Here is an 18,281-nt window from a genome sequence, read left to right as displayed (position 1 = left end):
CGTGCAGATTCGACGTCGGCTGACGGCCTTCTTGTGGGGGTGCGCCGCCGTCGGGGGCGAACCGCAGTCGCTGAAGGACTTCACCCCCACCGGCAGGCAGCCGCCACACCGGCGCGGGAGGGGGACGATCCGGGGGTGCCCCCGCAGGAATGCGCACCCCCTCCCTCAACGCCTACGTCATGACGTCAGACGCGCATTCCGAGGAGGTACCCCCGGAGTGGCACCCGACCCCAACCCCCGAGCAAGGGCGCGATGCCCCGCCGGGCAACCCAGGGGCGCGAGGAACTGCGCGAGCAACCCACCACCGGCAGAAAGGCGAACCCCCACCGCAAGTGGCACCCCCTCAGGGGCGCGAGGAACGGCGCGACCAGCCCCCACCGGCGGAACCGCGAACCGCCACCGCAAGCCGCACCTCCTCAGGGGCGCGAGGAACTGCGCGACCAGCCCCCACCGGCCGAACCGCGAACCGCCAACCGCAAGTGGCACCCCCTCGGGGGTGCGGGGAACGGCGCGAGCGATCCCCCACCGGGCGGTGGGCCGGCGGGCGAGGCCACTCGGCCCCAGGGCGGGGGACGACCCCGCCCGGGCAGGGCTACGCGCAGAGGGACAGCGTCGTCTCCACCGCCGTCTCGAAGACGGGGCGGGCCGCGCGGCGGGGCGTCGCGGGGAGGAGGGAGAGGACCGTGTGCCGGCCGGCCTGGACCTCGGGCGAGAGACGGAGCGCGGCGGCGCAGCTGCCGCGCGGCCCCGCTTCGAGGAAGACACGCGGCGGCGCGGGCGCCAGGAGCGGGGAGACCGCGGGCCAGAAGAGGACGGGGCGGGCCATCTGGGCGGCCCAGAAGGAGGGGGTCACGGCCTCCTCGGGGGTGACGAGGCGCGCGGTGGAGGTGGAGCGGATGGGGAGGGAGGGCGCGGCCAGGGGGACAGCCCCGAGGAGCTCCGCGAAGCGCTGCGCGGCGTCCTCGCACAGCGGGCTGTGGAAGGGCTGCCGGGCGCGTACCGGGCGGCACGCGACAACGGCCGCGGTCAACGCCTTCTCCGCCAGGGAGAGTTCGGCGGTCGCGCCGGAAAGGACGGTCTGGAAGGGGCTGTTGACCGCGGCCACCGCGACGCCCCGCGCCGCGAGGTCCGCGCCGAGGACCTCCCGGATGCGTTCCGGCCCGGCGGCAACCGCGAGCATCCCGCCCGGCACCGTAGCCGCCATGGCGGCGGTACGCGCCGCCATGACGCGCCCGCCGTCGGCGACGCCGAAGACCCCGGCGATGGCCGCGGCGGCCAGTTCCCCGACGCTGTGCCCGACGAGCACCCCCGGCCGCAGTCCCCGCGCGAGCACCGCCGCGCCCAGTGCCGCCCCGACGGCGAAGAGCAGCGGCTGCGCGCGGCGGCAGTCGTCGAAGTCGGGCCCGGGGTGCTCGGCGAGCCAGTCGGTGCGCAGCGCCGGGCCGTCGTCGCCGGCCGCGGCGAAGAACTCGTCCATCACGGCCGTGAAGACGGCCTCGGCGCCGTACAGGTCGGCGCCCATGCGCGGCTGCTGCGCGCCCTGGCCGGGAAGAACCAGAACAACCTCGTACGGAATGTCGGTGGGGTTCACTGTTCGCCGCCTCCTTGGCAGTGCCGATGAGCGCCGGGACTGATGGGACTGACGGAGCCGGCCCGGCACGGCACGCCCCGCCACGGCTCGGCCACGGTTCGCCGTGGGCCGGGCCCCGAGACGGTCCGCCACGGGCCCGGCCGCCACCGCCCGGCACAGCACCGCACGGCACGGCACGGCCGCGGTTCGCCATGGGATCGGCCCGGAAACGCGCCGCCACGGGCCCGGCCACCAGCACCGCCCCGCCACGGCACGGCCACGGTCCGCCATGGGCCGGGTCCGGAAACGCACCGCCCGGGCCCGTCCGCCCCGCCCGGCGCGGCCCGGCACGGCACCGCACGGCACGGCACGGCCCGCCACGGCACGGCACGGTCCGCCATGGGCCGGGTCCGGAAACGCGCCGCCACGGGCCCGGCCGCCCCGCCCGGCACGCCCCGCCCCGCCCGGCACGCGCCCGGCCCCGCCACGCGCCCGGTACGCCCCCGCCTCGGCCCGGCGCCCCCGCCACGCGCCCGCCGCCCCCGCCACGGGCCCGGCGGCCCCGCCACGGGCCCGGCGGCCGCGCCGGGGGTCACCGCGGCTCGGTGAGCCGGAGGGTGCCGCTCGCGACCCGCACACCGCCCTGGTCGATGGCGACGTTCGCCGCGATCTCCGGCCCGGTCCGTCCGGTTACGGACACCACGCACTCCGCGGGGACGTCGATCTCGACGAAGATGCCGAAGTCCAGTTCCGCGCCGGTGAGCAGGGCCTCGCCGGTGCGCAGGCCCGCCTCGGCGGCGGTGTGCAGTGCCGCCTGCCGCATGCCCTCGATGAGCAGGGAGGCGGGGATGTGGTCGTAGTCGCGGTCGAAGAAGGACGGGTGCGTGCGGTCGACGAGCAGCGGGAAGCGGCCGGGGCGGTCGGCGGGTGCGGGGGCGATGACGACGTTGGCGGGGTCGCGCCGCCCGACCGCCCCGGGCTCGAACGGCTTGTCCGGGACCGCCGCGGGCCTGCCCGCGGCGTCGGTGAAGCGCCGGGTGCGCTGGTAGGCGCGGATCTCGCGGTAGGACTCGCGGGGGAAGAGGACGCTGTCGAAGGAGAGCGTCATGGCGGGCACGCCGTCCACGGCGAAGGTGCCCGCGATGTCGTAGGCGGCCTCGCTCCTGGTGACGCGGACGGTCACGACGCCTTGGAGCGGCGCGGCGCCGTCCGCCCGGAAGGCGTCCGGCTCCGGTACGGCCAGCGTGAGGTGCTGGACGGCGGACGGGGTGCCGCGGCGCACGTCGAGGTAGCCGTGCCGGACGACGACGAAGGCCTGGCGGAAGGCCTCGATGATCGCGACGGGGTCGTGCGCGGGTGCCGTCCGGTCCGACCACAGGGGGTGGCCGGGTTCGACGCGTACGGCGACCGCGTATGTCTCCGGGCCGACCTGCGTGTGGTCGGTGACGAACACCTCCAGCGCGGAGCGGCGGTTGACGGTCGCGGGCGGCACGAACGTGTCGAAGCTCAGGGAAGCGGCGGCGTCGTGGGGCATCGGAACCTCCGGGGGCGGGGCGTCAGCGCTCGTCGAGGAGTCGCGCCAGTGAGCGGATGGTGGGGTGGTCGAAGATGTCCGCGAGGCTGATCCGGGCGTCGGTCAGCGCCTGGAGGCGCCCGCGCAGTTCCACCGCGGAGAGGGAGTTGAGCCCGTGCGCGGTGATGTCGTCGTCGAGGCCGAGGGTGCCGTGCTCTCCGAGGACGTCGCCGAGCGCGGCCCGGACGGTCTCGGTGCTGTCGCCGGCGCGGCCGGGCGGCGCGGCGGCCGCCGTCCGCGGTGGGACGGTTGGGCCGGCCGCCGTCCGCGGCGGGGTGGTTGGGCCGGCCGCCGGCTCGGGCCAGTGGCGCTGCCGGGCGAAGGGATATGTGGGCAGGGCGATCCGGCGGGCGCCCGTGCCGGCGAAGACCGGGGCCCAGTCGACCGTGCCGCCCGCGGCGAAGCGTTCGGCCTGTGCGCGCAGCGCGGTTCCGCCCACGACCGTGCCGGGTGCCGGGGCGGCGGCCAAGGTCCGCAGCGCCGCGAGGAGTTCGGCGGCGCCGGTGCCGAGGACGACGGCCCGGTGGGCGAAGCGGGCACGGTGCAGGAGGGTGAAGCCGACGTCCACGGGGTCGGCGTCCGCGCCGTCGAGCGCCGCGAGCAGCCGCCGGGCCTGGGCGGCGAGTGCTTCCGGGGTCTTCGCCGAGAGCATCCAGGGCACGGCGGGCGGTGTGCTGCGCGCCGGCTCGTCGGCGGGCGGGGCCTGTTCGAGGACGACGTGCGCGTTGGTGCCGGAGATGCCGAAGGCCGAGACCGCCGCGCGGCGCGGCCGGCCGGTGACCGGCCAGCCCTGCGCGCCGGTCGCGAGCCGCACCGCGCCGGACGTCCAGTCGACGTGCGGGCTCGGCGCGTCGACGTGCAGGGTGGCGGGCACGACGCCGTACCGCATCGCCGCGACCGTCTTGATGACGCCCGCGACGCCCGCGGCGGCCTGCGTGTGGCCGATGTTGGACTTGAGCGAGCCCAGGACGAGCGGCCGGCCGGCGGGCCGCCCCTGCCCGTACGTGGCGAGCAGCGCCTGCGCCTCGACGGGGTCGCCGAGGGGGGTGCCGGTGCCGTGCGCCTCGACCACGTCGACGTCGCCGGGCGACAGGCCCGCGTCGGCGAGGGCGGCGCGGATCACCCGTTGCTGGGCGGGGCCGTTGGGGGCGGTGAGGCCGTTGGAGGCGCCGTCCTGGTTGACGGCGCTGCCGCGGACGAGCGCGAGGACGCGGTGGCCGTGGCGGCGGGCGTCCGCGAGCCGTTCCAGGACGAGGACCCCGACGCCCTCCGCCCAGGCCGTGCCGTCCGCGGCGGCCGCGAAGGACTTGCAGCGGCCGTCGGGGGCGAGGCCGTGCTGGCGGGCCATGTCCACGAAGCCGCGCGGGGTGGCCATGACGGTGGCGCCGCCCGCGAGGACGAGGTCGGTCTCGCCCGCGCGCAGGGACCGGCACGCCAGGTGGACGGCGACGAGCGACGACGAGCAGGCGGTGTCGAGGGTGAGCGCCGGGCCTTCGAGGCCGAGCGCGTACGCCACCCGGCCGGAGGCGAGGCTGCCCGCCGTGCCCGTCAGCCGGTAGCCCTCGGTGCCGGCTTCGGTGATGTCGTGGCCGTATTCCTGCGCCATGTGGCCGACGAGGACGCCGGTCGCGCTGCCCGCGAGCGTGTGCGGGTCGATCCCGGCGTCCTCCAGCGCCTCCCAGGCGACTTCGAGCAGCAGCCGCTGCTGCGGGTCCGTCGCGACCGCCTCGCCGCGGCCGATGCCGAAGAAGGCCGCGTCGAAGTCGGCGGCGCCGGGCAGGAATCCGCCCTCGCGGACGTAGGTCGTGCCGGGGCGGTCGGGGTCGGGGTGGTAGAGGGCGTCGAGGTCCCAGCCGCGGTCGTCCGGGAAGCCGGTGATGGCGTCGCGGCCGTTCGCGACGACGTCCCACAGTCCCGCCGCCGAGTCGGCGCCGCCGGGGAAGCGGCAGCCGATGCCGACGATCGCGATCCGGTCCTCACGGCTGCCGCCGGCCCGGCCGCGCAGCCACTCGATCTCCTTGAGCGACTCGCGCAGCGCCTGGACGAGCCGTGCCTCGGTGTACTCGCTCATCGCGGGTCCCCCCGCCCGAGGTCGCGGGGGAGGTAGGGGTCGAACCACTCGTCGAACCAGTCGTCCGGCCAGTCGAGGGGCTCGAACGTGTCGTCCTGGACGGGCAGTTGCGGTACGAACGCCGCGCCCATCGAGACGAGGACGCTCCACAGGGCGAAGGCCCAGTCCCGGCGGTAGAGGGCGGGGTCGACGCGGGGGCGCGCGGACGGCCCGCGGGTGGCGCGCCCGGCGGCGCGGGGGTCCTTCGGTTCGCCTGCCCCCGGTGTGCGGCGGCCGGTCATCGCGGACCACCCTCGCCCAGCGCGTCCGCGATGAGCGCTTCGACGTCCATGGTCTCGATCAACTCCCTACGGCTCGGCTCCGCGTCCGGTTCGCTCTCCGGCGGGAGGAGGATGTGGTGGATGTGGTCGGTGAGCGCCGCGGGCGTCGGGTGGTCGAACACCGCGGTCGCCGGCAGCGGGGTGCCGGTCAGGGGCGCCAGGGCGTTGCGGAGCTCGACCGCCTGGAGCGAATCGACGCCCAGTTCACGGAAGTTGCGGTCCGGGTCGAGGGGCTGGTCCGCGGCGAGGCCCAGGACCGCGGCGAGCGTGCGGCCCATCAGGTCCAGCAGCCGGGCGTGCCGGGCGTCGCGGTCGAGGGCGGCGAGTTCGCCGCGCAGGCGGGCGGCCTCGTCGTCCGTGCCGTGCGCCGGCGGGGCAGCGGGCGTGGTGAGGGCGACGGCGGCGACCTGGGCGCGCGGCGCGGTCAGGGCCGCGTCGAACATCGCGAGTCCGGCCGCCTCGGGGATCGGCGCAAGGCCGCGGGCGCGCAGCCGCGCGAGGTCGGCGGCGCCCAGCCCGGAGGTCATCCCGCGGCCGTGCGCCCACAGGCCCCATGCGACGGACACGGCGGGCAGGCCCGCGGCCCGGCGCCGCGCGGCGAGCCCGTCGAGGAAGGCGTTCGCGGCGGCGTAGTTGGCCTGGCCCGGCGAGCCGAGGGTGCCCGCGACGGAGGAGAAGAGGACGAAGGCGGTGAGGCCGGGCAGTTCGCGGGTGGCCTCGTGCAGGTACCAGGCGGCGTCCGCCTTCGCGGCGAGCACTGCGGCCAGCCGCTCCGGGGTGAGCGTCCCGAGCACGCCGTCGTCGAGCACGCCCGCCGCGTGCACGACGCCCGTGAGGTCCGGCGTGACGAGCGCGGCCACCGCCGCCGGGTCCGACAGGTCGCAGGCCACGATCTCGGCGTCGGCGCCCAGGGCCGCGAGCTGCGCCCGCAGTTCGGCCGCACCGGGAGCCGCGGCGCCGCGCCGCCCGGCCAGCACCAGCCGCCGGACCCCGTACGCCGTGACCAGATGCCGGGCGAAGAGCCGGCCGAGGCCGCCGGTGCCGCCGGTGAGGAGGACGTACGAGCCGGGCCCGAAGGGCGGCTCCCCCTGCGCCCGCGCATCCTCCGCCGGGAGCGGGGTGAGGCGGGGCGTGTGGGGGACGCCCGCCCGGACGGCGACCTCCGGCTCGCCGAGGTCCAGTACGGCCCGCGCGTCCAGCTCCGCCTCCCCGTCCGGGTCCTCGTCGACGAGCACGTACCGCCCCGGCTGCTCCGCCTGCGCGGCCCGCACCATCCCCCACACCGCGGCCCCGGCGGGATCGGTGACCCCGCCCCCGCCCGCGGCGACGGCCCCGCGGGTGACGACCACGACCCTCCCCGGCCCGGCCTCCCCGAGCCCGGCCAGCACCCCGCGGGTGAGGGCGTGCAGCGAGGCGACGGCGTCCGCACCGGGCGCGGAGACGGCCCGGAGGACGGCCGGGCCGGACCCGGGCGGGGTGAGCGTGACGGGCCCGGGAAGGCGGGCGGGAGCGGGGGCGGCCGCGCCGCGTTCCGGCACGCCGGCGAGCGCCGCGCCGAAGCCGGAGGCTGTCGCCGGGGCGGGGGTCACCGGGGCGGGGGTCACCGGGGCGGGGGCGTGTCCCGGGCCGGCCACCCGGCCGGACGCGCGTGACGCGCCCGCGGTCACCCGGCCGCCGGCCGGGCGCACCGGAGGGACCGTCCGGACCAGCGCGGCGCCGAAGCCCGATGCCAGGGCGGGGGCGGGGGCGGGGGCGGCGAGCAGGCCGGGCACCCCCGGCAGCGGCTCCCACGCCAGTTCGCGCAGCGGGGGCGCGGCCGGTGCCACGGGCCGCAGGCGGACGGCCGCGGCCGTCAGGACGGGGTGGCCCGCGGGGTCGCAGGCGGTCAGGGTGAGGGCGTCCGGGCCGCACGGGGCCAGGCGGGCGCGGAGGGTGGTGGCGCCGGGGCGGTGCAGGGTCACGCGCTCCCAGGCGAAGGGGACGTCCGTGCCGCCGCGGGCGGTGCCGGCGAGCCAGGCGTGCAGGGCGGCGTCCAGCAGCGCCGGGTGCACGCCGTAGCCCGCGGTGTCGAGTTCCGGTGCGATCTCGGCGAGCACGTCGTCGCCGTCCCTCCACAGCGCGCGCACACCGCGGAAGGACGGGCCGTAGCCGTACCCCTGCTCGGCCAGCCGCTCGTACGCGCCCTCCACGTCGACGGCGACGGCTCCGGCGGGGGGCCACGCGGTGAGGCGGGCGGGCGCGGGGGCGGGCTCGCCGAGTGCCGCCCGTGCGTGGACGGTCCAGGGCGCGCCGGGTGTCTCCGGGCGGGCGGACAGGACGACCTCGCCGGACGGGCGGGCGACCGCCTGGAGCGTCACCCGGCCCTCCGCCGGGAGCGGCAGCGGGGCCTGGACGAGCAGTTCGCGCAGTGCGGGCGGGGCTCCCACGGCGGTGGCCGCGTGCAGGGCGAGCTCGGCGAACAGGGCGGCGGGGACGAGCACGTCACCGCCCACCGCGTGGTCGCCGAGCCAGCCGGGCGCGGTGCGGGACACCGTGCCGGTGAGGACGGCCGTGCCGTCCGCGGGCAGGTCCATGCGGGCGGTGAGCACGGGGTGCCCGGCGTCGGTGAGGCCCGGTCCGGCGGTGACGGGCGGCGCGGACCGCAGCCAGTAGCGCCGCCGGTCGAAGGCGTAGGTGGGCAGTTCGGGCAGCGGCCCGGCGGGGGGCTGCCCGAATACGGCCCGCCAGTCCACCGGCAGCCCCTCGGCGGTGAGTTCGGCCAGCGCCTGCACGAGCGTGGCGGCCTCGGGCCGGTCGCGGCGCAGCAGCGGGATGCCGGTCACGGGGGTCGGGATGCTCTGCGCGGTGAGCGTGGTGAGGGCCCGGCCGGGACCGATCTCGACGAAGGTGCGTGCGCCCGCCTCGGCCAGGGCGGTCACGCACGGCAGGAACCGTACGGCGCCGCGCGCGTGCCGCATCCAGTAGTCGGCGGACCGCAGGTCGTCCGCCGTGGCGGGCGCGCCGGTGACGTTCGACATCAACGGGATCGCCGGCCGGTGGTAGGTGATCTCCGCGGCGACGGCCGCGTATTCGCCGAGCCGGCCGTCGAGTTCGGCGGAGTGGAAGGCGTGCCGGTTGCGCAGCCTGACGGAGCGGCGGCCGCGCTCCCGCCAGGCGGCGACGACCCGCTCGACGGCCTCCGCGGTGCCGGAGACCACGGTCGCCGCCGGGGCGTTGACGGCGGCGATGGACACGCCGGGCTCCAGCGTGGGCTCGATCTCGTCCACGCCGGCCTGGATCTGCACCATCACGCCGGGCGGCAGCGCCGCCATCGACCGCCCGCGCGCGGTGATGAGCCGGGCGGCGTCGGGCAGCGTGAGGATACCCGCGACGTGCGCGGCGGCCAGCTCGCCGAAGGAGTGGCCGAGGAGGTGGTCGGGCCGCAGCCCGAAGGACTCGACGAGCCGGTAGAGCGCGACCTCGACGGCGAAGAGGGCGGGCTGCGTGAATTCCGTCCGGTCCTGGAGGACGGCCGCCTCGGGCGTGCCCTTCGGGGCGAACAGCAGCTCAGCCAGGGGCCGTTCGAGATTGGCGTCGAGGGCGTCGACGACCTCGTCGAGGGCCGAGGCGAAGACCGGGAACGCCGCGTGCAGGCTCGCGCCCATCCCCGCGTACTGGCTGCCGTGGCCGGGGAAGAGGAAGACGAGGGGACCGCTGCCGGTGCGCTGCGCGGGCGGCTCGCTCGCGCCGAACGCCACGAGTTCGCTGAGGAGTTCGTCCCGGTCGGCGCCGGTGAGGACGGCGCGGTGCGGGAGCTGGGCGCGGGTGGCGACGAGGGAGGCGGCAACGGCCGCGGGGTCGAGCCCGTCGCGCTCCCGTACGTACGCGAGCAGGCGCGCGGCCTGGCCGCGCAGGGCGCGCTCGCTGCGGGCGGACAGCACCCACGGGACGACGGGCCAGCCGGGCCGCCCGGCCCCGGCGCTCGCCGCCACGGGCCCCTGCCCGCCCCCGGGGCCGGGTGCCGCCCCGGCTCCGGCCGGTGCGGGCACGGACGGCCGTGCGTCCTGCGCCGCCCACGCCGGGGCCTGTTCGAGGATCACGTGGGCGTTCGTGCCGGAGATCCCGAACGCCGAGACGCCGGCCCGGCGGGGGCGCCCGGTGGACGGCCAGGGCGTACGGGTGGTCGCCAGGGCCACCGCGCCCGCCGACCAGTCGACGGCGGGCGTCGGCGGGTCGGCGTGCAGGGTCGGCGGGATCTCGCCCTGCGCCATGGCGGCGACCATCTTGATCACGCCCGCCATGCCCGCCGCCGCCTGCGTGTGGCCGAGGTTGGACTTCACCGAGCCGAGCAGCAGGGGCCGTTCGGCGGGCCGGTCCCGGCCGTACGTCGCGAGCAGCGCCTCCGCCTCGATCGGGTCGCCGAGCACCGTGCCGGTGCCGTGCGCCTCGACGGCGTCCACGTCGGCCGCCGCGAGGCCCGCGTCGGCCAGGGCGGCGCGGATGACGCGCTGCTGGGAGGGGCCGTTGGGGGCGGTCAGGCCGTTGGACGCGCCGTCCTGGTTGACCGCGCTGCCGCGCAGCACCGCCAGCACGCGGTGGCCGGACTCCCGTGCCCGTGAGGCGCGTTCGAGCACCAGGACGCCCGCGCCCTCGCTCCAGCCGGTGCCGTCCGCGCCCGCGCCGAAGGACTTGCAGCGGCCGTCCGCGCCGAGGCCGCCCTGTTTGGCGAAGTCCACGAAGACCCGCGGTGTGGCCATCACGGTCGCGGCACCGGCGAGCGCGAGGTCGCACTCCCCCGACGCGAGCGAGCGGGCCGCGAGGTGCAGGGCGACCAGGGAGGACGAGCACGCCGTGTCGACGGTGACGGCGGGACCCTCCAGGCCGAGGGCGTAGGCGACCCGGCCGGAGGCCACACTGCCCTGGCTGCCGATGAGCCGGTAGCCCTCGACGCCGGCGGCCGCGTCGTCCGCGCCCGTGCCGTACTCCTGGGCCATGATCCCGGCGAAGACGCCGGTGCGGCTGCCCGCGAGGGTGTCCGGGGCGATGCCCGCGCGCTCGACCGCCTCCCAGCTGACCTCCAGCAGCAGCCGCTGCTGCGGGTCCATGGCCGCGGCCTCGTGCGCGTTGATGCCGAAGAAGCCGGCGTCGAAGGCGCCGGCATCGGCGAGGAAGCCGCCCTGCTCGGCGGGGACGCGGGCGGTGTCCCAGCCGCGGTCGGCGGGGAGCCGGCCGATCACGTCGCGGCCGGCGGCGACGGCTTCCCACAGCTGCTCCGGCGAGTCGATGCCGCCGGGGAAGCGGCAGCTCATGCCCACGACGACGACGGGGTCCGCGTCCGTGTCCGCGGCGGGGGCGGGCCGCCCGGCGGCGTCCGGGACGCCGTGCCCGGCCGTGCGCTCGCGCAGGTGGTGCGCGAGTGCGGCCGGGGTCGGGTAGTCGAAGACCACGCCCGCGGGCAGCGGTATGCCGGTGGCCGCCTTGAGCCGGTTGCGCAGCTCGACGGAGAGCAGCGAGTCGAAGCCGAGGTCGCGGAAGTTGCGCTCCGGGTCGATCTGTCCTGCCCCGCCGTCCCGTCCCAGTAGCCGGGCGGCCTCGGTGCGGGTGAGGGCGAGCAGGTCGGTGGCGGGCGCGCCGGTGGCGGGCACGGGGCGCGAGGGCGCGAGGCCCCGCAGGGCGGCGGGGAGCTCGCCCCCCTCGGCGGCGGCCCGGAGCGTGGCGCGGTCGGCCACGAGGGCGGCCACGTAGGGGTGGTGCTGCGCGAGGGCGGCGTCGAAGAGCGACAGGCCCTCCTCGACGGGGAGTTCACCGAGCCCCCGGCGCCGCAGCCGCGCGAGGTCCGCGTCCCGCAGCTGCCCCGTCATCCCGGCCCCGCGGTCCCACGGCCCCCATCCGATCGCGAGCGTGGGCAGCCCGTGCCCGTGCCGGAGGGCGGCGAGCGCGTCGAGGAAGGCGTTGGCGGCCGAGTAGTTGGCCTGCCCTGGGCCGCCGGTGACACCGAGCACGGAGGAGAAGAGGACGAGAGCGGCGCCCGTGCGGGCGGTGGCCTCGTGCAGGTGCCAGGCGGCGTCCGCCTTGGGCCGCAGCACGGCGTCCAGCCGGCCGGGCGTCATGGCGCCGAGCACGCCGTCGTCGAGCACACCCGCGGTGTGCACGACCATCGCCACGTCGGGCGTCACCAGCGCGTCGGCGGCCGCCGCGTCGGAGACGTCGCACGCCACGATGCGCGCCTCACCGCCCAGGGCGGCCAGCTCGGCGCGGAGTTCGGCGGCGCCGGGCGCGTCCGCTCCCCGCCGGGAGGCGAGCACGAGCCGCCGCACACCGTGCCGGCCGACCAGGTGCCGCGCGAGCGCGGCCCCGAGTCCGCCGGTCCCGCCGGTGATGAGCACGGCACCGCGGTGGGGGCCGGCGGGGAGCGCGCCCGGCCGCGGTTCGCCGGTGGCCGTGTCCGGCGCGGGCCCGGGGAGCAGTGCGGCGAGACCGCCGGTGGCGGGTGCGTCCGGGAGCGGGGCCAGGCGGGGGACGTGCAGCGCGCCCGCACGCACGTGGATCTCCGGTTCGCCCGCCGCCAGCAGCGAGGCCGCGTCGAGGGCGGCGTCCTCCTCGGCGGTGGCCAGGACGATGCGGCCGGGGGCCTCCGCCTGGGCCGCGCGGACGAGACCGTGGACGGCGGCGGTCGCCGGGTCGGGGACCAGGGAGGCGGCGCGGGTGGTGACGATGAGGGTGCAGGCGGCCGTGCGGTCGTCGGCGAGCCAGGACCGGAGGGCGGCCAGGACCCGGCGGGTCGCGGCGCGGGTGGCGGGGAGGACGGCGGGGCCGGGCGCGTACGGTGCGGGGGTCGCGTCGAGGACCACGGCGTCCGGGAGCGGGACCGTACGGTCCAGGCCGTCCCACGCCCCGACCGACACGGGTACGGCGCGCGGCCGGTCGAGTACGGGCCACGTCAGCTCCAGCAGGCGGTGCGCGGCGCGGCGCCCGGCGCGCGACACCGCGGCCTGCTGCTCGGGCGTGAGGCGGCGCAGCACGAGGGACCCGGCGGTGAGGACGGGGCGCCCGGCGGGGTCGTACGCCGCGAGCGCGACCTCGTCCGGGCCCTCACCCGGCGTGAGGCGGACGCGCAGCGTGCTCGCGCCCGTCGCGTGCAGCCGCACCCCGGTCCAGGAGAAGGGCAGGGCGAGCCCGTCGCCGGCGTGCGTGAGCAGCACGGCGTGCAGGGCGGCGTCCAGCAGGGCCGGGTGCAGCCCGAAGCCGCCCTCGGCGCCGTCGGGGAGGGCGGCCTCCGCGAAGACCTCCTCGCCGAGCCGCCACACGCCGCGCAGGCCGCGGAAGGCGGGCCCGTAGCCGTAGCCGCGGGCGGCGAGCCGCTCGTAGGCGTCCGCGAGGCCGAGCGGGCGGGCCCCGTCGGGGGGCCAGGCGGCGGGGGGCGGGGGCGCGGTGAACACCTCGTCCTGCGGGGCCAGTTCACCGCGGGCGTGCGTCACCCAGTCGCCGTCGGCGGCCCGCGAGTGCACGGTCACCGCGCCCTCCTCCACGGTGACGCGGACGGCGGCCGCGCCCTCGGCCGGGAGGACGAGCGGGGCCTGCACCACCAGGTCGGCCACGCCCGGGCGGGAGGTCTGCGCGGCCGCGCGCAGGGCCAGTTCGAGGAAGGCGGTCGCGGGGAGGAGGGGGGCGCCGGACACCGCGTGGTCGGCCAGCCAGGGGTGGGTGGACAGCGAGACGCGTCCGGTCAGGAGCACCGCGCCGGAGGTGGGGACCTCGGCCACGGCCGCGACCAGCGGGTGGTCCGCGGCCGTGAGCCCGAGCCCGGCCGCGTCGAGCGCGGGGCGCGGCTCCAGCCAGTACCGCTTGTGCTCGAAGGCGTAGGTGGGCAGGGGGACGTGGCGGCCAGCGGTGCCGAACGCCGCGTCCCACGTCACCGTGCCGCCGCGCACGTACCGCTCGGCCGCGGAGGCCAGCAGGCGCGCGGGGCCGCCGTCGCCGCGGCGCAGCGAACCGGTCACCGTGACCGTGCGGGAGGCCTGTTCGGCGGTCTGCTCGATGTGCGTCGTCAGCGACGGGTGCGGGGAGCACTCGACGAAGTGCGTGAAGCCGTCCGCGAGCAGCGCCTCCACGGAACGCCGGAAGGCCACCGGCTCGCGGCAGTTGCGGTACCAGTACGCGGCCGTCAGCTCCTCGCCCGCGGCGACCGCGCCCGTCACCGACGAGTACAGCGGCACCGTCCCGGCGGTGGGCCGTACGAACCCCAGCAGTTCGGCGAAGCGCGGCTCCAGCGGTGCGACGAGGGGCGAGTGCGAGGCGATCGACGCGACCTTCCGCGCGGGCACGCCCGCGGCCCGGAGCTCCGCGACGAAGGACGCCAGCGCGTCCGCGGGCCCGGCGACGGTCGTCCCCCGCGGGCCGTTGACGCCCGCGATCGTCAGGCCCGGCCCGAGCCGCCGGGCCACCTCCTCCGCCGGCGCGCCGACCGAGGCGATCGCCCCGGTGAGCCCGTCGGCGAGCAGCCGCGAACGCGTCACGACGAGCCGTCCGGCGTCCTCCAGCGACAGCGCCCCGGCGACGTACGCGGCGGCGATCTCCCCCTGCGACGACCCGACGACGGCGTCCGGCCGCACCCCGAGCGAACGCCACAGTTCGGCGAGCGACACCATCACCGCGAACAGCGCGGGCGGTACGGCGTCGGCCCGCTCCAGCAGGCCGCCGTCCGCGGCGCCCCGGACGGCGTCCAGCAGCGACCAGTCCACCAGCGGGTCGACGACACGCGCGCACCGCGCCATGTGCGCGGCGAACACCGGCTCGCAGTCGAGCAGTCCGGCGGCCATGCCGAGCCACTGGCCGCCCTGCCCGGGAAAGACGAAGGCCGTCTTCCCCGGGTCCTCGTCCGCCTCCCCGTACGTCACGTTGCCGGCCGGGAGCCCCGCGGCGACGGCGGAGAGGCCCGCGGTCAGCTCGGCGGAGTCCGCGCCGACGACGACCGCGCGGTGCGCGAAGCGCGACCGGGTGCCGGCGAGGGAACGGCCGACGTCCGCGGCGGCCGGGGCGTCGCCGCCCGCGCCGGGGCGCGACACGTGGGCCAGCAGGCGGGCGGCCTGGGCGCGCAGCGCCCCGGGGGACTTCGCCGACAGGACCCACGGCAGCGCGGGCCAGGGCGGCCGGGCCTCGGCGGGGCGCTCCGCCACCGGGGCGGCCGGGGGCTGTTCGAGGACCACGTGGGCGTTCGTGCCGGAGATGCCGAAGGACGAGACGGCCGCGCGGCGGGCGCGGCCCGTGTCGGGCCAGGGCTGGGCGCGGGTGGCGAGGCGGACGGCGCCGGAGGACCAGTTGACGTGCGGGCTCGGGGCGTCCACGTGCAGGGTCGGCGGCACCACGCCGTGCCGCATCGCCTCGACCATCTTGATCACGCCCGCCAGGCCGGCGGCGGCCTGCGCGTGGCCGATGTTGGACTTCAGGGAGCCGAACAGCAGCGCCCTGCCGCGCGGGCGGTCCTGGCCGTACGCCGCCAGGAGGGCGTGGGCCTCGATCGGGTCGCCGAGGGCGGTGCCGGTGCCGTGCGCCTCGACGACGTCGACGTCGGACGGGGACAGCGCGGCGTCCGCGAGCGCGGCGCGGATGACGCGCTGCTGGGCGGGGCCGTTGGGGGCGGTGAGGCCGTTGGACGCGCCGTCCTGGTTGACGGCGGTGCCGCGTACCAGGGCCAGCACGGGGTGGCCGTTGCGGCGGGCGTCGGCCAGGCGTTCCAGGACGACGACGCCGACACCTTCGGCCCAGGCCGTGCCGTCCGCGGCGGCCGCGAAGGACTTGCAGCGGGCGTCCGGCGACAGGCCGCGCAGGCGGGCGAACTCGAGGAAGACGCGCGGGGTGGACATGACGGTCGCGCCGCCCGCGAGGACGAGGTCGGTCTCGCCCGCGCGCAGCGACCGGCAGGCGAGGTGCAGGGCGACGAGCGAGGACGAGCAGGCGGTGTCGAGCGTCACCGCGGGGCCCTCCAGCCCGAGCGTGTACGCGAGCCGTCCGGAGGCGACCGCCGACAGGCCGCCCGTGATGCGGTAGCCCTCGACGGAGTCGGCGGAGTCCCAGCCGTACATCCCGACGAAGGCACCGGTACGGCTCCCGGCGAGCGTGTGCGGGTCCACGCCGGCGTTCTCCAGCGCCTCCCACGTCACTTCGAGCAGCAGCCGCTGCTGCGGGTCCATCGCGAGGGCCTCGCTCGGGCTGATCCCGAAGAAGCCGGCGTCGAAGCCCGCGACGTCGTCGAGGAAGCCGCCCTCGCGGACGTACGTGGTCCCGGCGCGGTCGGGGTCCGGGTCGTGGAGCCGGGCGAGGTCCCAGCCGCGGTCGGCGGGGAAGCGTGAGATGACGTCCCGCCCGCCCGCGGCGACCTCCCACAGATCGGCGGCCGAGGCGATCCCGCCGGGGTAGCGGCACCCGATGCCGACGACGGCGACGGCGTCGTCGTCCTCCGCCTCGCGGCCGCGCCGGGCCCGGGGCTCCGGACCCGGCTGCGCGGCGGGCCCGCCCGCGGCCGCCCGGCGCGCGCGGCCCGCGCTCTCCTCGGCGGTCTCCTCCGCGGTCTCCGCCAGCCGCGCCGCGAGCGCAGCGGGCGTCGGGTGGTCGAAGGCCTCCGTCGCGTCGACCTGGCGCCCGAGCGATTCCGTGAGCCGCTCGGCGAGTTCGACGATCGCGAGAGACCCGAAGCCGAGGTCCCTGAAGCTCTGCTCCCGCGGCACCGCTGCGGCGTCCGCGTGCCCCAGCTGGGCGGCGACCGCGGCCCGTACGACGGCGAGCAGCGCGTCGCCGGACACGGGGGGCGCGGGCCGCGGTGCGTCCGGCGGCGGGCGGTCGCCCTCGCCGGACCGCCCGTCGGCCTCGCCCGCCGGGCGGGCGGCCGCAGGCGTGCCGGCACCGTCGTGCCCGCCCCCGTCCCGGGACGCCGTGCCCCTCGCCGCGGGGCCGTCCCCCGCCGACGAGCCGTCCCCCGCCGCGGGGCCGGGCGTGCCGGTCCGGGCGCCACCGGCGCCTTCCCCCGCGGCGGGAGCGGGTGTCCCGCCGCCGGACGGCATCCCGTAGGCCTTCCGCTCGAACGCGTACGTCGGCAGCTCCACCGCCCGCGCGCCCGTGCCCGCGAAGACGGCGGCCCAGTCCGTGTCGGCGCCGGCCACGAAGCCGGCCGCCGGGAGCGCGGGAGTCCCCCGCCCGTACACCCCGGACGGGTCCTCCGCGGCGGCCAGCTCCTCCAGGCCCGCGGCCAGTTCGGCGGCGTCCCGCCCGAGCACCACCGCCCGGACGGGGAAGGCCGTGCGGGTCACCGCGAGGGAGTAGGCGGTGTCCAGCGGGTCGTGCGGGGGCGCGGCGAGCAGGCGGCGGGCCTGGGCGCGCAGGGCGGCGGGCGACTTCGCCGAGAGCACCCACGGGATCACGCCGGGGCGCGGCAGGACCGGCGACGGGACGGGAGACGGGACGGGCGGGGCCGTCAGGACGACGTGGCAGTTCGTCCCGCCGAGTCCGAAGGAGCTGACGCCCGCGAGGGCGGGGCCGCCGGCCGGCCAGGGGCGGGGGGCGGCGTTGACGCGGAGGTTGAGGCCCGTGAAGTCGATCGCCGGGTTGGGCTCGGCGAAGTGGAGGCTCGCGGGCAGCTCGCGGTGCTGGAGGCTGAGGACGGTCTTGAGCAGGCCCGCAATGCCGGCTGCGGTGTCGAGGTGGCCGATGTTGGTCTTGACCGAGCCGACGAGCAGCGGTGCGGTGCGGGTCGGGGCGGTGCCGAGCGCACCGCCGAGCGCGGCGGCCTCGACGGGGTCGCCGACCGCCGTTCCCGTGCCGTGGAGTTCGACGTAGTGGACGGCCCCGGGGTCGATCCCGGCCTGCCGGTAGGCGCGGCTGAGCAGTTCCTGCTGGGCGGCGGCGCTGGGCGCCGTGAGCCCGCTGGTGCGGCCGTCGTTGTTGACGGCGCTGCCCGCGATGACGGCGGCGATGCGGTCGCCGTCCGCGAGGGCGTCCGCCAGCCGCTTGAGGACGACCAGGCCCCCGCCCTCACCGCGGACGAAGCCGTTGGCGCGGCGGTCGAAGACGTGGCAGCGGGCGTCGGGCGAGAGCACGCCCATCTCGGCGAGGCCCACGTGGTCGTCGGGCGCGAGCATGAGTGCGACGCCGCCCGCGACGGCGAGGTCGCACTCGCCGCTGCGCAGTGACTGCACCGCGAGGTGCACCGCGACGAGCGACGAGGACTGCCCGGTGTCCACGGTGAGGCTCGGGCCGTGCAGGCCGAGCGCGTACGACAGCCGGTTGGCGGTCATGCTGCGCTGGCGGCCGGTGAAGGTGTAGTGGTCGGGCGCGGTGGCGGGCGCGGACTCGGCCGGTGCGGACACGAACACCCCGGTGTGCGTGCCGGCCAGCCGCTCCGCGGTGAGCCCGGCCCGCTCCAGTGCCTCCCAGCCCAGTTCCAGGACGAGCCGCTGGTGCGGGTCCATGGCGGCGGCCTCCCGCGGGAAGATCCCGAAGAAGCCGGCGTCGAAGGCGTGGATCGCGGGGATCGCGGCGGCTGCCGGCGTGCCGCCGCCTCCCGGGGACGCGGGGCCCCCGGCGGCCCCCGCGTCCCCGGGGACGTCGTCGAGGAAGGCGCCGCGCCGGGTGGCCGTGCGGCCCGGCGGCGGGTCGGTGACCGCGTCGCCGCCCGAGCGCAGCAGCCGCCACAGCCCGGCGGGTCCGTCCGCCCGGGGCAGCCGGGCGGCCAGTCCGATGATCGCGAAGGCGTCAGTCATGGTGCATCTCCTCGAC

At 78.3% G+C, this 18,281-nt stretch carries 4 protein-coding genes and 1 pseudogene; all 5 read right to left on the bottom strand.

Annotation, left to right across the window (positions count from 1 at the left end; all coding sequences use genetic code 11):
• Nucleotides 1-592: 592 nt before the first annotated feature.
• A complete protein-coding gene (locus tag ACH4SE_RS33295; RefSeq protein ID WP_398547288.1) occupies nucleotides 593-1,591 on the bottom strand; it encodes an acyltransferase domain-containing protein in 999 nt (332 codons plus the stop codon).
• A gap of 571 nt (nucleotides 1,592-2,162) precedes the next feature.
• Entirely contained in the window at nucleotides 2,163-3,104 is a 942-nt protein-coding gene (locus ACH4SE_RS33290) for an AfsA-related hotdog domain-containing protein (RefSeq protein ID WP_398547287.1), read from the bottom strand.
• A gap of 22 nt (nucleotides 3,105-3,126) precedes the next feature.
• Nucleotides 3,127-5,241, bottom strand: a pseudogene (locus tag ACH4SE_RS33285) (beta-ketoacyl synthase N-terminal-like domain-containing protein); the annotation flags it as partial.
• Complete coding sequence (locus ACH4SE_RS33280) at nucleotides 5,211-5,495, bottom strand: hypothetical protein (RefSeq protein ID WP_398547286.1); 285 nt, start codon at nucleotides 5,493-5,495, stop codon at nucleotides 5,211-5,213. The pseudogene ACH4SE_RS33285 and the gene ACH4SE_RS33280, both read right to left, overlap by 31 nt.
• Entirely contained in the window at nucleotides 5,492-18,265 is a 12,774-nt protein-coding gene (locus ACH4SE_RS33275) for an SDR family NAD(P)-dependent oxidoreductase (RefSeq protein ID WP_398547285.1), read from the bottom strand. Before ACH4SE_RS33275 ends, ACH4SE_RS33280 begins: the two co-directional genes overlap by 4 nt.
• Nucleotides 18,266-18,281: the final 16 nt, after the last annotated feature.

This window comes from Streptomyces sp. NPDC020983, from assembly GCF_044333485.1.
Taxonomy (GTDB): domain Bacteria; phylum Actinomycetota; class Actinomycetes; order Streptomycetales; family Streptomycetaceae; genus Actinacidiphila.
Note: the sequence above shows the minus strand (reverse complement) of the source record. Positions and strands in the feature narration are given on the sequence as shown.

What these genes read in the sequence shown, in the direction of transcription:
- ACH4SE_RS33275 (WP_398547285.1), bottom strand. Translation starts at nt 18,265, where the DNA reads ATGACTGACGCCTTCGCGATCATCGGACTGGCCGCCCGGCTGCCCCGG.
- ACH4SE_RS33290 (WP_398547287.1), bottom strand. Translation starts at nt 3,104, where the DNA reads ATGCCCCACGACGCCGCCGCTTCCCTGAGCTTCGACACGTTCGTGCCG.
- ACH4SE_RS33280 (WP_398547286.1), bottom strand. Translation starts at nt 5,495, where the DNA reads ATGACCGGCCGCCGCACACCGGGGGCAGGCGAACCGAAGGACCCCCGC.